Origin of the sequence: Acinetobacter calcoaceticus ANC 3811 (assembly GCF_000399665.1) — a bacterium.
Lineage (GTDB): Bacteria > Pseudomonadota > Gammaproteobacteria > Pseudomonadales > Moraxellaceae > Acinetobacter > Acinetobacter calcoaceticus_B.
The window spans coordinates 1227452-1242117 of the sequence record NZ_KB976986.1 but is presented as its reverse complement, the minus strand read 5'-3'; the positions used below and the strand labels follow the sequence as shown (position 1 = coordinate 1242117).

Sequence of the window (14666 nt, the reverse complement as noted above, 5' to 3'; positions counted from 1 at the left end):
AAACTTACTTTTATTTATATAGTCCCAGAAGTTTTAAGTGCCTAATTAAAATGTAAATTTTAAATATTTTTATAGGGATTACTCTTGATCATAAAATATGGCATGAAATTCGCTTTATATTAGATAGTTACAGCTTTCTAATTTTATTGTGATGTTTTCCATTTGATCAAATAAAAGATTGAATAGAAAGGTTAATAATTTATAAAGAAGAAAGTAGTCCGTTGAGAAAGAACTTTTCTTATGCGGATTTAGATGTTACTCAAAAGGATAATATCTTTAAAATATTAATTAAGTAGGTAGGAACTTGAAATTAAAAATTTTTAAGCTCGCCATTTTAAGTCTGGCTATTACATCAGTTTCTTGTGCTTTCGCCCAAACGCCTGCACAACCAAACAAAATATTACATGTTGCTTATGAGGCGCCTGACGATGGTTTTGACATGGTTAAAACCACCAATTTTTATAGTGCCAGTATTGCTGAAGCAATTTTTGAACCTTTGCTCAAATATGATTATCTGGCACGTCCAGTACAGCTAGCTCCTTATACGGCTGAAAGCCTACCTAAGGTTGAACAAGACGGTAAAGTTTATACATTTAAAATTAAGCCAGGTATTTATTTTACCAATGACCCTGCCTTTAAAGGTAAGCGCCGTGAACTGGTGGCAGAAGATTATGTTTATGCAATTAAACGTATTTTAGACCCTAAAAATAGAGCACCTTCTGTTTCTTTTATTGAGGGTAAATTGTTAGGTGCCGATGCCGTTGTAGCTCAAGCAAAGAAAACTGGAAAATTTGATTACGCTGCACCTATTGCAGGAATTAAAGCACTTGATCGATATACTCTACAATTCACCTTAACTCGGCAAGACTTTAATTTTCCTTATATTCTTGCCTATATTACATTTGGTGGCGTTGCTAAAGAGGTTGTTGATTATTACGGTGATCGGATTGGTATGCATCCGGTCGGCACTGGACCTTACATGTTAAGTAAATATGTACCTCGAAGTAAGGTCGAACTGGTTGCCAATCCTGATTATCGGGGTTTTGACTGGAACTTTAAATCAACAGGAACGCCGTGGGATAACCAGCTTGTTAAAGAAATGAGCGGTAAGAAAATGCCGCAAGTTGGTAAAGTTGTAGTCAGTATTATTGAAGAACAACAGTCTCGATGGTTAGCTCTTCAGTCTGGTCAATTGGATTTTGATAGACTTACTGCGAATGCAGTTCCTCAAGCTTTAGAGGGGGGCGAACTTAAAGCGTCTTTTCAAAAAAGAGGAATTAAGCATTTCCCTAATAAAGAACCTGAAATTACCTATACGATGATGAACATGCATGATCCGGTCATTGGTGGTTTTAGCCCAGAAAAGATCGCTCTTCGTAGAGCAATTACGTTAGCATACGATCAAAAAGAAAGTATACGACAGGCTTATAAAGGCCAAGCTGTTAGAGCAGAAATGTTCATACCTGAAGGTGTAAATGGCTATAACCCGAAGTACAAAAGTAGCGTAGGATACAATCCGCTATTGGCGAATAAACTACTTGATTATTATGGTTATAAAAAAGGGGCTGATGGCTACAGAAACTTGCCAAACGGAAAACCTTTAGTTTTAAAAATTAATAATGAAAATAGCTCAGCATCGGTTATTCATGCCGAACTGTGGAAAAAAAATCTGGATGCCATTGGTATTCGTGCGGACTTCAATGTGAGTAACTTTGCAGATAACTTAAAAGCCGCGACGCAATGCAAATATATGATTTGGAGTGGAGCATGGATTGCTGACTATCCTGAAGGAGATAATTTTGCACAATTACTTTATGGTCCAAATGCAGGTCAAGGAAACCATGCGTGTTACCAGTCAAAAACATACGATGCTCTTTATAATCAAGTCACCCATTTACCACCGCAACAACGTCTACCATATTATGAAAAGCTTAACCGCCAGATTGAAGCTGACAATCCGTGGATTATTCATGTAACTCGAATTCGTAACTGGTTGATACAACCACAAGTTCAGGGTTTTAAACCTCACCCAATGATGAATACAAACTGGCAATATCTTGATATTACCCCTGTTAAAAAATAATTTTAGATAAAGATAAATATGACTGAAAATTTAATAAAACAGCTCAAGCATTGTAGTGTCGGTTTGTTATTTGCCAGTTTGGCATTAACTGGATCTACGACTATATTTGCAAAAAGTCCAGCCGATCCAAATAAAGTTTTACGTTATGTGTTCCCGACGGCTGAAACAGGTTTCGACCCAGCTTATATCCATGATTTATATTCGGCGCATGTAACCACTTCGATATTTGAAACTTTATATACCTATGACTATTTAGCAAGGCCCGCAAAACTTGTTCCGCAAATAGCCACAGCCATGCCGGAAGTCAGTGCTGATGGCCTGACTTATACCATTCATATTAAAAAAGGTATTTATTTTACGCCAGATCCGGTCTTTAAAGGTAAACCGAGAGAATTAACAGCAAACGATTATGCGTACTCTTTTAAGCGGTTATTAGACCCAAATTTACGCTCACCAAATAGCTGGTTGTTAGAGAGTAAAATTGAAGGTATGGATGCATTAGTAAAAGCAGCCAATAAAACTGGAAAATTTAACTATGACCAAAGCGTAAGTGGTTTACAAACGCCAGATAGATATACTTTAGTGATTCGTTTAGTTCAGCCAGATTATAACTTTCCTTTATTACTTGCACATGACCCTACAGGTGCGGTGGCACGTGAAGTCATCGAAAAATATAAAGATAAAGCAGGGTATGTGATGGGCCATCCTGTAGGAACTGGACCTTATATACTCAATAAATGGGTGCCTGCTTCACGTATTGTTTTAAAAACGAATCCTGATTTCCGCGGTTTTACTTGGAACTTTGCTGCCAGTAGTTCTGAGGATGAGGCAATTGTGAAGCGCCTTAAAGGTAAAAAAATGCCTCAAATAGGCACAATTGATATTCAGGTTATGGAAGAAAATCAATCACGATGGTTGGCATTTCAGCGTGGTGAAATTGATATATTTCAGCTTGAAGGTCAACTGGTCGCAAAAGCAATTAAAGACGGTAAATTAAGACCTGAACTTGCTAAAGAAGGTGTGCATTTATCTCGTATTGTCGATCCTGAAATTAGCTATATTTATTGGAACCTTAAAAATCCAGTCGTAGGCGGAATGAGTAAAGAAAAAATTGCATTACGTCGTGCAATTGCAATGTCCCGCTCACTAGATCAAGAAATTAAATTAGTAAGAAATGATGATGCTCAGCGTTTAGATTTTCCAGTTCCACCAGGGGTAGTGGGCAACGATCCACAGTATAGAAGCAGTACGCCATATTCTGTGAAAGCAGCAAACTTATTATTAGATCGATATCACTATAAAAAAGATGCATCAGGTTGGCGTACACAACCAGACGGAAAGCCTTTGGTCATTGAATATATGGCGCGCAGTGACAGTATTGGGCAGCAAAGTGCTGAACTTTGGAAAAAGAACTTTGATAGTTTAAATATTCGCATGGTCTTTAAACCTATGCTTTTTGCAGACCTCATTCGTGCGCAAAAACAGTGTGAAGGTATGTTCGGGTCTTCGGCATGGATAGCCGATTATCCTGATGGCGATAATTTTATGCAGAATTTTTATGGTCCCAATACGCATATGACGAACTGGTCTTGTGGTTCGATTCCAGAGTTTGACCAGTTGTATCGTCAGACACAACAAATGCAAGCTGGTCCTGAAAGAGATGCACTTTATCGAAAAATGACACGCTTGTTAGAAGTGTATATGCCAGTGCAAGTGTCTTATGCGCGTTACCGAAATATGTTGGCCCAGCCACAAATTATTGGATATAAGAAGCATCCAATTTTACATGCTGAGTGGATGTACATTGATATTGATACACATACTAAATCTAATCATTAAATGAAAAAAAATTGGAGATATGATGAAAAAAAATGCACTGAAAATGACTACTTTATGTATGTTGGCAATAGGCATAAGTCAGTTTGCAGCGGCAGAGACAACACGTCCTACTTTGCCATTACTTAAAGCCCAACAACTTCCAGCATGGTGCGATGCTAATTTAAAAAAGATTCAGCAACAGATTACAGTTTTTGAAAAAACACCTATTAAAGATAATGCAGCAGCGGCGCCTATATTGGCAAAATGGGATAAAATTTTTGCGCATTTTGAAGATTTCTCAGGTCCGATAAGTCTATATAGTAATGTAGACCCAGATGCAAAGTTACGTAAGGCAGCAGAAGACTGTGAAATCAAAATTAATCAGTTTCACACTGATATATTTCAGAACCCAAAGCTATATAACCTAATTAAAAATGCACAAGCAACAGACCCAATTGACCAAAAATACCGTCAAGATATTTTAAGCCAATTTGAAGACACAGGCGTTCAACTTGAACCTGTAAAACGTGCAAGAATGAAGGCTATTCTGGATGAGTTGACTAAACTTGAACAAGAATATGCCCGCAAAATCCGCGATAATCCAGAGAAACTTGAATTTACTCCTGAAGAGATGAAGGGGTTACCCGAAAGTTATATTTCAGCATTAAAGAAAAATTCTAAAGGCAATTATTTATTAGGATTTGAATATCCTGAATATCGTCCTTTTATGGAATTGGCAGATAATGATGATGCCCGAAAAAGATATCAGATTGCCTTTACTCGACGCGGTACTGAGCAAAATTTAAAACTACTCAAACAAGCAATTGATTTGCGTTATGAGCTTGCGCAGTTATTTGGAAAAGCAAGTTATGCAGATTGGGTTTTAAAAGACCGTATGGCTAAAACGCCTGAGGCTGTAAATCAATTTTTAGCAGAAGTACAAAAAACAGTAGCACCACTTGAACGCAAAGAAGTAGAAGAACTGCGTGAATTTAAAGCACAAACTTTAAAAACCCCATTAGAAAAAACCGAGATCACACGTTGGAGTGAAGCTTACTGGAGCGAAAAACTTCGTAAGAATAAATATCAGATTGATCAAGAAAAGCTTCGTGATTACTTTCCAACTTTAGCTGCTCAAAAATGGTTGTTTGCCATTTCATCTGACCTTTATGGTATTGATTTTAAACCTGTCAAAGTTAAAGCATGGCAGAGCGAAGTTGAATATTACGATGTAGTTGATAAAAAGACAGGCAAACTTTTGGGTGGCTTATATATGGATAAATTCCCTCGTGAAGGGAAGTATGGCCATGCGGCCGTTTGGGGAGTATACGGTGGCAGTACTTTAACCAACCGCTTACCCGTTTCAGCATTAGTCACCAACTTTAACCGTAAAGGATTAAACAGTGATGAGCTAGAAACTTTTGTTCATGAGTTTGGTCATGCTTTACATGGCATTTTATCAAATACACGTTATGCCAGTCAGTCTGGAACATCTGTAGAGCGTGATTTTGTAGAAGCACCGTCTCAAATGTATGAAGAGTGGGCACGCCGTAAAGAAACCTTATCTAAAGTGGCTGATTATTGTGATCCAGCATGTCCACGTGTTGATGATGAATTAATTGCCCGTTTAAAAGCAGTACATAACTATGGACGTGGCTTGCGTTATGCGCGTCAGACTCTTTATGCACAGTACGATATGTCACTTCATACTGCGGATGCTTTAAAAGTAAACCCTTTAGAAAATTGGCAAAAAATGGAAGCTGCTACAGCTTTAGGTTATGTACCAACAACAGAGTTTCCAGGGCAATTCGGACATTTGATGGGTGGTTATCAAGCAGGCTATTACGGTTATATGTGGTCTGAAGTTTTAGCTTTAGACATGCTTTCTGCTTATGGTGACAACCTTAATAATCCGCAAGTTGGGCAGCGTTACCGTCAAACGATTTTATCGCAGGGTAGTCAAAAACCAGCAGCTGAGCTAGTGAAAGATTTTCTTGGTCGTGAACCTGACAATAAAGCATTCTTTAATGAAATTACCGGACAACGGGTTAAATAAGGAATTATCACTATGCTGGCATATGTTATTCGGCGTTTATGGCAGATGATTCCAACCATGTTGGGGGTAGTCTTACTTATTTTTATTCTTTTTAACTGGGTCGGTGGCGATCCTGCCTATATCTTAGCAGGCAAGATGTCCAATCCTGAGCAGATCGAAAACATTCGTAAGCAACTGGGTGTCGATCAGCCGTATTACGTTCAACTTTGGATTTTCATTAAACAAATACTGACTTTTGACTATGGCGCAAGTTGGAGTACGGGTGAACCTGTTTCGCAAATTATTTTAACTCGATTAGGGCCATCGCTCACGCTTTTAATTCCGCTCACTATTTTACAGACGGTTATTTCAATTATTTTGGCATTGGCTGTTGCAGCGGTACGTGGCTCTCTAACAGACCGTATGGTCATGATGCTATGTACTATTGCGATGTCGATCAGTATTTTAGTTTACATCATTGTTTTTCAATATGTTCTGGCTTATCAGCTGAGCTGGTTTCCTGTGCAAGGCTGGAGTGACACTTTTTCCGAGAATTTATTTAAATTTGCCTTACTTCCAATTTTAATCATGTTGGTTGTGAGTATTGCACCGACTTTACGTTTATATCGTAGCTTTGTGCTTGATGAAATTAATCAGGATTATGTTCGAACAGCACGTGCCAAAGGTGTAGGTGAAAGTCGAATTTTAGGTGTACATGTACTGCGTAATGCTTCAATTCCGATTATTACCGATGTGATGTCAACTTTACCTGCGTTGCTCATAGGCGCATTTTTAATTGAACGTTTTTTTGGTATTCCCGGGATTGGTCGAGAGGTGATTATTGCAGTTGAGCGAAGTGATTTTCCTGTAATTAAAGCAATTACAGTTTACATCGCAGCTGCAACCATGATTTTTAACCTGATTGCCGATTTGGTCTATAAAGTGGTTGATCCACGTGTACAGTTGAAGTAGGTGGGCTATGCTGAGCGTTTTATCAAAAAGAAAACAACAAACAAAAACCGAAGCTCATTCATCTGGCCTGTGGAAACTTGCCATGCGACGTCTTCGGGCCGACAAAATCGCAATGTCATCGCTAGTGATTGTATTGCTTTATTTTATTATCTTAGTTCTATCGATGACGGGTGTGATTGCATCTGACTGGAATAAAGAAGTTGCAGTGAGCTATGCGCCTCCTACATTTGTAGGGGCAGATAAGACAATAGATGCAGGGCAAAATGCTGCGGTAGTTGACGAGGAATTACCCGAAAACCCAGTAGACCCTCTAAAAGATGTAATCCACCAACTTAAGGCTGAAATTAAACAAGAAAAGAGTGCTGGAAGTGCAATTGATTATTATGGTGTAGTTGACCCTTTAGCTGATGATATGAAAGCGATTGATCAGCAACTTGGCGGGCATCTTTTAGATCAGCAAATCCAACTGAAAAGCACTCTTGTATTTGGAGCTGATAAGTGGGGGCAAGACGTTTTAAAGAAAACAATTAAAGGTGCTGAAACTTCAATTATTGTTGGGGTGATATCTGCTTTACTTGCGGTAGGTATTGGTACGCTTTTAGGCGCAATCTCAGGATATTTTGGTGGTTGGGTTGATGATATTCTCAACTGGTTCTATAACATTTTTACCTCGATTCCATATTTGTTATTAGTGCTTGCCATTGCTGCCGTACTTCAACAAAAAGGCATTTTATCTATTGTTCTGATCTTAGGTTTAACGGGCTGGACGGGTGTTTATCGTTTAATTCGTGCCGAATATATGAAACATACCGCACGTGAGTATGTGCTGGCTGCTAAAGCAATTGGTGTGGGGCATTTCCGCCGTATGTTTATTCATATTTTTCCAAACGTCAGTCATATTGCTTTAGTCCAAATGTCAATTCTGGTGGTGTCTTTTATTAAATCTGAAGTCATTTTGAGTTTCTTAGGTTTTGGTGTACCCGTAGGCGTAGTGTCTTGGGGGAGTATGTTAAATGAAGCACAAAGTGAACTTCTTTTAGGTAAGTGGTGGCAGCTTGTCGCAGCCTCTGTCGCAATGGCTGTTTTGGTTACGGCATTTTCAATGTTTACTGATGCACTCCGTGATGCGTTAGACCCAAAGCTAAAATAAGAGGAAGGTCCAAATGATCGAACAAGAAAATAAGAATGCGCCATTGTTGCACGTTAAAAATTTACGAGTAAGTTTTAAAGGTGAAGATAAACAATATATTGAAACCGTAAAAGGAATTAGCTTTGATATTCCTGAAAATACAACGGTTGCTTTAGTAGGTGAGTCGGGTAGTGGCAAATCGGTTACTTCTTTAGCAACTATGGGATTACTGCCTGTAGGTCAGAGTAAAATTGATGAACAAAGTAAAATTATATTTGAAGGCAAAGATTTACTGAGCTTATCTCGTACAGAGATGCGCAAAATCTGTGGCAAAGATATCGCCATGATTTTTCAGGAACCAATGTCATCATTAAATCCTGTTTTTACGGTTGGCAACCAAATTGCAGAAGTGTTGTGTTTGCATATGGGGTTGAGCCGTAAACAGGCCCGACAACGTGTTTTAGAGTTGCTTAAAGAAGTCGGTATTCCTTCACCTGAAACTAAAATTGATGCTTATCCTAACCAACTTTCGGGCGGTCAACAGCAACGTGTCATGATTGCTATGGCAATTGCATGTGAACCTAAACTGCTGATTGCCGATGAGCCAACCACTGCGCTTGATGTCACGATTCAAAAACAGATTATTGATTTACTTGAGTCATTGCGTAAACGCCGTCAAATGTCGATGCTTTTTATTACTCATGATTTAGCGTTGGTCGGTGAAATTGCAGATAAAGTCATTGTAATGCGTCATGGTGAGATTAGAGAGCAAGGCGCTGCTGAACAGGTTCTTGAGCAGCCTAAAGATGTATATACGAGAGCTTTGCTCTATTGCCGCCCGCAAATGTCACAACGACCTTATCGTTTACCAGTGACCAGCGATTTTATGCGTCAAGAAGACAACATATTGGTCGAACAAAGTTTTGATGCTTCAGAAATTCCCGAGCGCAAACGTGGCTTAAATGGTAATGAGCAAATTATTTTAGAAGTGAAAGACTTGAAAAAAAGCTTTTATAGCCGTAAAGGCCTATTTGGCAAAGAAGAGTTTCAGGCAGTTAAAGGAGTTTCTTTTAAACTTGCTAAAGGAAAAACCTTGGGTTTAGTCGGTGAGTCAGGTTCAGGTAAAACGACTGTTGGACTATTACTCATGCGCTTACATCAGGCATCTGGCGGACAGGCTTTCATCGAAGGTAAAGATATTCTTTCCTTAACTGAAAAAGAGTTTGCTAAATATCAACGGAAAATCCAGATTATCTTTCAAAACCCGTATGCTTCTCTGAATCCGCGCTTTACGGTTGGGCAGATTTTATTAGAGCCTATGCAAATTCATGGTATTGGTAAAGATGATGCTGAGCGTAAACAAATTGCGCTTAGTTTGCTTGAGCGAGTGAATTTACCTGAGCAAGCTTACTATAGATATCCGCATGAGTTTTCGGGTGGACAGCGTCAACGTATTGCGATTGCACGTTGTTTAACACTAAAGCCTGAAATTTTGATTTGTGATGAATCTGTTTCGGCGCTCGATGTTTCAGTCCAAGCACAGGTACTTAACTTATTACAAGACTTACAAGATGAGTTTGGGCTGAGTTATATCTTTATTTCACATGACTTATCTGTTGTGAAGTATATCTCTGATCAGGTGATGGTCATGAATCATGGTGAAGTTGTGGAAATTGCTAATTCGGATGAGCTCTATGCGCATCCTCAACATGATTACACTAAACGACTATTACAAGCCATTCCCCAAGGGATTCAACACGTTTCATAAGCGTAAAGTTATGTCGTTAAAGGCACTTTCGAGTGCCTTTTTATTTGGTTTATAGGCTAAATGCTTATAAAATAAGAGAGTAAAAATACGGTAGTCCATTCTTGTTATGTGCGCTAACTTTAAACCTTTAACTCTTGCCCAGTTGCAGCAACTTCAGTTGCCTGTGGTTGGCTTTAGCTATGCCGAAGAGGTTTATCCCGCGGGAACAATGCCATTATTATTCAAATCACCACAAGGTCTTGAATGGCGTGAGGTCATGTTTGGCTTGGTTCCCAAATGGGCCGAAGATACCAACATAGCAAAACATACTTACAATGCCCGTCATGAAACGATTTTCCAAAAACCGAGTTTTCAAGAAGCTGCTATCAAATGCAAATTCGGTGTAATACCTGTGACAGAGTTTTATGAAAGTAAATATATAAATGATAAGCCCGAGCGGTGGGGTGTACGTCGTAAAGATGGGCAGGCTTTTTTTATTGCAGCGATCTATGAAATTTGCAAAATCAATGAGACGGTTATTCGTTCGGCAAGCATGTTGACCATGGATGCAATTGACCATCCCATGATGAAAGACTTTCACGAACCAGGCGATGTCAAAAGATCGGTTATTGTGATTCCACATGACCGATTAGAAGAATGGTTAAGTTTAAAATCGCCCGATATTTCAAGCTTTATCGAAGGTTTTCCAGTTGAAGAGTTTGAATGCTCTCATGTGCCAAAAGAAAAAATTATAAAACCTACGCCACAGTTAAGTATGTTTGATTGAAATTAAAAATGAGGCTATTGATATCAAATCTGAATCAATAACCTCTATTGTTTATTCAATATTTTTACTTAATTTCTGCACTTCAGAATCTTGATCCAGATAGCTCAATTCAATGGGTGAAATAACAAAAGTTGTATTGTCTGATGTCTGTTTAAATACAAAGCCATACTCAAAAGACTGGCTACTTTTGCTTGGTAACCAGAATAAATACGGACATCCTGTATAACTACCATCCCAGCCCATTTCTCTTGCTAAAGCTAAAGCTGTATCTGATTTTGCAATGATTTCTTTGAGAGACTCTTTATCTCTTGTTGAAACATCACCATCATCATCTGCAAATGTCTGTAGAAACTCATTTAAGGGAGTAAGTTCTTCCCAGTTGCGTTCTATTGTCGAGAAATGATATCCATATAGCATCATGTGCGCTTTCTTCCATCTTGTTATTGTGTGATTGAACATAACAAGAAATACATGAAAATGAAATGGATGAATCTGATTTAAGTTGTTTATTTTTCATAACTTATAGAGTGTTTTTTGTACATAATGCAGGCTTTTTTAACATCATCATTATTCATATTAACTACATAGCATGTATGGAAAACAGCGATTATCTAATCATTAAGATAAATTACTATTTTAGTAAATCAAACTGTTGGCGAATACTGAATTGTTCATAATTCACCTATAATAGAAATGAAACTATGTAGAGCATATTTATGTTTATAACAACTACGCGCCCACAAGATACTTTGATTAATCAGCTTCTTCCAGTTTTGGAACAAGCGAGCCAGATTTTATTACAAGAATATCAAAATTATTCTGCGGGTTATGAGTTCACTATTCATGAAAAACAAGATGATTCACCTGTAACTCAAGCAGATTTAAAAGTGAACCTTTTCTTATTAAAGCACTTGGCAGAGATTACTCCAGACTTGCCCGTTTTGTCTGAAGAAAGCGACTATAGTGCTCGCCATGACTGGTCTACATGCTGGATGTTAGATCCTCTTGACGGGACTAAAGAATTTATTCATGAGCGCGATGAGTTCACGATAAACCTAAGTTTGATTAAGGGTAAAGAGACAATCTTTTCAGTTATTGCTGTGCCATGTGAACAAGTCGTCTACTTAGGATATCTGCAAGATTTACCTTTTAAATATAGTTTCACTCAAAAACAGTGGTATCAATATCAAATAACTTCGCCTTCACTAGAGGAGCCTATACAAATAGGACTTAGTCACGGTAGTAAGAATCCGAAATATCAGAAATTTATTCAACCTATTGAAGAAAAACACAGCATTATTCGACGAGAAGCAGGTAGTGCCTATAAATTTTGCATGATGTTAGAAGGTGAAATAGATATTTACCCACGATTCCATCCAACTTCTGAATGGGACACAAGTTCCGGTCAAGGTTTGTTAGAAAGTATAGGTGGTGGTTTACTTACTCTTGATGGAAAACCTTTTGAATATAACCAAAGACACACGGTTTTAAATAAGGGCTTTATCGCATTTCGTGATCAGGAAAGCAAAAAAATAGCATTTGAAGCATTAGCCCAATCGGGTGTTATAGATTGAGAGTTATGCCAGACATGTTATAGTGGCAAAGTATTGAAAAAAGATGACAAGATAACAATGGCACTCGATTTATTGCCTAAAAGTATGTTTGAAGCAATTGATTTATTGCCCGATGCTTCAACTCCTGTGACCTTATTTACGCGCCATTCTCTAAGAGAACTTGTGGATGGGCAAGGTTTAGCTGGATATGATCTGCAACTCACTCCTCAGGGGCGTGAGCTTGCGCAAGCATGGGGTAACTATTTAATTAAAAATACAGATCGTGTTATTCAGCATTGTATTTCAAGCCCAATACAACGTTGTGTCGATACGGCAGCGCTCATGATTGAAGGGGCTGATGATGTAAGTCCTGAATTTAATACGCATACGATTGAAATTATTGAGCAAGGACTACTGGTTGAGCCGGGTAGCTTTGTACTAGATATACAACAAGCTGCTCCTTATTTTAAAAAGCAAGGCGCTTTGGGTTTTATTAATAGTTTTGTAAATAATGCATTACCTGGCATGAAACACCCCATTACTGGTGTTTTAGACGTGCTAGAGCTTATTTATCATACGCATCCTAAAACTCGAGGCGGACTGAGTTTGGCTGTCAGTCATGACACTATTATTGCTGCAATTGTTGCTGTAATTTCTGGTGAAAATAATATTAAGAAAGAAGATTGGCCTGAAATGATGGAAGGCTTATTTGTATGGTTTGAAGGTGAAGAATTTCCAAATTGCAAATTAAAATGGATTTGGAGAGGCAAGGCCTATGAGCTGAATGTAGCCAAATTCCGAAATACGCTATAAGCTCAAAAAAGATGGATAATAAAAAAAGCCCTATTGGGCTTTTTTTACATGCTTTAATTAGTTAGCTAACGCTTTAACTTGAGCATTTAAACGGCTCTTATGACGAGCAGCTTTATTTTTGTGGATGATGCCTTTATCAGCCATACGGTCGATTACAGGAACAGCTTTTTGGAAAGCTTCTGTAGCAACAGCATGATCACCACCAGCAATTGCACTTAAAGTGCGTTTGATGTATGTACGAACCATAGAACGCAAGCTTGCGTTGTGTTTACGTGCAGTAACGTTTTGACGCGCACGTTTTTTAGCTTGAGCAGAGTTTGCCACTCTTGCACTCCTTGAAAATAAGTTGGTCTGGGCGGGCTGTGGTCAATCCAGTAAACTGGTGCAACCATCACCAGCCCGTAAACAAGTGCCATATTGTGATGAATAGACACCGTGAAGTCAAGCCTTGAGAACGTTTTAAGCTGTTTTAGGGGCTGTTAAAACGGTAAGAAAAGGTTAAATTTAAAACAAAGTTAGATAGGGATGGATAAAAAATGATAGTAAGTAAGAAAAAAGCGATTGTGCTCGGTGCAACAGGGCTGGTCGGATTAGCACTCGTAGAAAAGCTTCAGCAGGCTCCAGAATTTGAAGCCATTACCGTAGCCGTTAGGAAAGAATCTCAAGTATTTAATACATATGACAAAGTTAATCAGCTCATCATAGAAGATTTCTTAATGTTGAATGATGAAGATGTGAATGGTCATACCCATGCATTTAGCTGTCTGGGAACAACCTTAAAAAATGCGGGCTCTAAGCAAGGTTTCTATGCCGTAGATTATGAAATCAATGCTCATTTGGCAGATTTGGTACAAGATAAACATATTCATCTATTGCTAGTGAGTGCACTTGGTGCAAATGCCAGTTCACCAATTTTCTACAATAAAGTCAAAGGACAACTAGAAGATTATATTGAGAGTTTAGAACTCGAAAAATTGTCTATCTTTAGACCATCTTTACTTATTGGTAAGCGCAGTGACGTACGGTTTATTGAGGACTTAGGGCAAAGTCTATTTAAATTTATTGAGAATAAATTACAAAAACCATTCAAATATAAGCCTGTAACTGCGGAGCAATTGGCTCATACGATGGTCGTAGCGGCGCTAACGCAAATTGAAGCCTTTAAACGATATGATAATCTGAGCATACAGAAAACTCGATAAGGGAGAATAAAAGTGTCGACAGTGCCATTTGTAACATGTGATTTATTAGATGATAACCCTGAAAAAGACTTACAGGTTGTAATTCCCTCAATGGATGGAAAGTTCTTTCAAAGTTATGGAGCGCGTAAAACTTTTGAGGGGCAGGTCGTAACAGTAAAGTGCTTTGAAGATAACTCGCGTGTAAAAGAGTTACTGGCAACAGATGGTACAGATAAAGTATTAGTGGTAGATGGCGGGGCATCTATGCGCTGCGCACTAATAGGTGACATGATTGCTGAATCGGCCGTTAAAAATAACTGGAATGGTGTCGTGATTTACGGCTGTGTACGAGATGTTGATGCACTTGCAACTTTAGATTTGGGGGTGCATGCATTGGCTGCAATTCCTCAAAAAAGTAATCGAAAAGGCATTGGCGAAGTAGGCACCACTTTGTATTTTGGTGGTGTCACAATTCAATCGGGCGATTTTATCTATGCTGATAATAATGGAATTGTGATTTCAAAAGAAAAATTAGTTTAATCACAATT

Annotated in this window: 13 protein-coding genes; 11 read left to right on the top strand and 2 right to left on the bottom strand. The window is 38.4% G+C overall.

Annotation, left to right across the window (positions count from 1 at the left end; genetic code table 11):
* Positions 1-304: 304 nt before the first annotated feature.
* From F935_RS07060 to F935_RS07030, 7 genes are all read left to right on the top strand, one after another.
* Entirely contained in the window at positions 305-2083 is a 1779-nt protein-coding gene (locus tag F935_RS07060) for an ABC transporter substrate-binding protein (protein WP_016138282.1), read from the top strand.
* Between the two features lie 18 nt (positions 2084-2101).
* The gene (locus F935_RS07055; protein WP_016138281.1) at positions 2102-3922 is read left to right on the top strand and encodes an ABC transporter substrate-binding protein; all 1821 of its coding nucleotides are present in this window, start codon (positions 2102-2104) and stop codon (positions 3920-3922) included.
* 22 nt (positions 3923-3944) lie between these two features.
* The gene (locus F935_RS07050) at positions 3945-5957 is read left to right on the top strand and encodes a M3 family metallopeptidase (protein WP_016138280.1); all 2013 of its coding nucleotides are present in this window, start codon (positions 3945-3947) and stop codon (positions 5955-5957) included.
* Between the two features lie 12 nt (positions 5958-5969).
* Complete coding sequence (locus tag F935_RS07045; RefSeq protein WP_016138279.1) at positions 5970-6908, top strand: ABC transporter permease; 939 nt, start codon at positions 5970-5972, stop codon at positions 6906-6908.
* A gap of 7 nt (positions 6909-6915) precedes the next feature.
* Positions 6916-8058, top strand: coding sequence for an ABC transporter permease (locus F935_RS07040; RefSeq protein ID WP_016138278.1), 1143 nt, complete (start codon positions 6916-6918; stop codon positions 8056-8058).
* A gap of 13 nt (positions 8059-8071) precedes the next feature.
* Complete coding sequence (locus tag F935_RS07035; protein WP_016138277.1) at positions 8072-9805, top strand: ABC transporter ATP-binding protein; 1734 nt, start codon at positions 8072-8074, stop codon at positions 9803-9805.
* Between the two features lie 106 nt (positions 9806-9911).
* Positions 9912-10571 carry an SOS response-associated peptidase family protein gene (locus F935_RS07030; protein WP_016138276.1) on the top strand — a complete coding sequence of 220 codons (660 nt, stop codon included), beginning with the start codon at positions 9912-9914 and terminating at the stop codon, positions 10569-10571.
* Positions 10572-10622: 51 nt separating this feature from the next.
* On the opposite strand, the gene F935_RS07025 is transcribed toward F935_RS07030, so the two are convergent.
* Positions 10623-10991, bottom strand: a complete 369-nt coding sequence (locus F935_RS07025) for a hypothetical protein (protein WP_016138275.1) — start codon at positions 10989-10991, stop codon at positions 10623-10625.
* A 296-nt stretch (positions 10992-11287) separates the two neighbouring features.
* Between F935_RS07025 and F935_RS07020 the strand changes: the two genes are divergently transcribed.
* Positions 11288-12145 carry a 3'(2'),5'-bisphosphate nucleotidase CysQ family protein gene (locus F935_RS07020; protein ID WP_016138274.1) on the top strand — a complete coding sequence of 286 codons (858 nt, stop codon included), beginning with the start codon at positions 11288-11290 and terminating at the stop codon, positions 12143-12145.
* Positions 12146-12202: 57 nt separating this feature from the next.
* Positions 12203-12937 carry a histidine phosphatase family protein gene (locus F935_RS07015; protein ID WP_016138273.1) on the top strand — a complete coding sequence of 245 codons (735 nt, stop codon included), beginning with the start codon at positions 12203-12205 and terminating at the stop codon, positions 12935-12937.
* A 57-nt stretch (positions 12938-12994) separates the two neighbouring features.
* Here F935_RS07015 and rpsT read toward each other — a convergent pair whose 3' ends face one another.
* On the bottom strand, positions 12995-13261 hold the full coding sequence (gene rpsT / locus F935_RS07010) for a 30S ribosomal protein S20 (RefSeq protein ID WP_016138272.1): 267 nt from the start codon (positions 13259-13261) through the stop codon (positions 12995-12997).
* 212 nt (positions 13262-13473) lie between these two features.
* Between rpsT and F935_RS07005 the strand changes: the two genes are divergently transcribed.
* Together F935_RS07005 and rraA are read left to right on the top strand one after the other, a co-directional pair.
* Positions 13474-14139, top strand: a complete 666-nt coding sequence (locus tag F935_RS07005; RefSeq protein ID WP_016138271.1) for a Rossmann-fold NAD(P)-binding domain-containing protein — start codon at positions 13474-13476, stop codon at positions 14137-14139.
* Positions 14140-14151: 12 nt separating this feature from the next.
* Entirely contained in the window at positions 14152-14658 is a 507-nt protein-coding gene (rraA, locus tag F935_RS07000) for a ribonuclease E activity regulator RraA (RefSeq protein WP_016138270.1), read from the top strand.
* The last annotated feature ends 8 nt before the right edge of the window (positions 14659-14666 follow it).

Coding starts and splice junctions, on each gene's coding strand:
- F935_RS07055 (WP_016138281.1), top strand. CDS start 2,102: ATGACTGAAAATTTAATAAAACAGCTCAAGCATTGTAGTGTCGGTTTG.
- F935_RS07050 (WP_016138280.1), top strand. CDS start 3,945: ATGAAAAAAAATGCACTGAAAATGACTACTTTATGTATGTTGGCAATA.
- F935_RS07045 (WP_016138279.1), top strand. CDS start 5,970: ATGCTGGCATATGTTATTCGGCGTTTATGGCAGATGATTCCAACCATG.
- F935_RS07040 (WP_016138278.1), top strand. CDS start 6,916: ATGCTGAGCGTTTTATCAAAAAGAAAACAACAAACAAAAACCGAAGCT.
- F935_RS07035 (WP_016138277.1), top strand. CDS start 8,072: ATGATCGAACAAGAAAATAAGAATGCGCCATTGTTGCACGTTAAAAAT.
- F935_RS07030 (WP_016138276.1), top strand. CDS start 9,912: ATGTGCGCTAACTTTAAACCTTTAACTCTTGCCCAGTTGCAGCAACTT.
- F935_RS07025 (WP_016138275.1), bottom strand. CDS start 10,991: ATGATGCTATATGGATATCATTTCTCGACAATAGAACGCAACTGGGAA.
- F935_RS07020 (WP_016138274.1), top strand. CDS start 11,288: ATGTTTATAACAACTACGCGCCCACAAGATACTTTGATTAATCAGCTT.
- F935_RS07015 (WP_016138273.1), top strand. CDS start 12,203: ATGGCACTCGATTTATTGCCTAAAAGTATGTTTGAAGCAATTGATTTA.
- F935_RS07005 (WP_016138271.1), top strand. CDS start 13,474: ATGATAGTAAGTAAGAAAAAAGCGATTGTGCTCGGTGCAACAGGGCTG.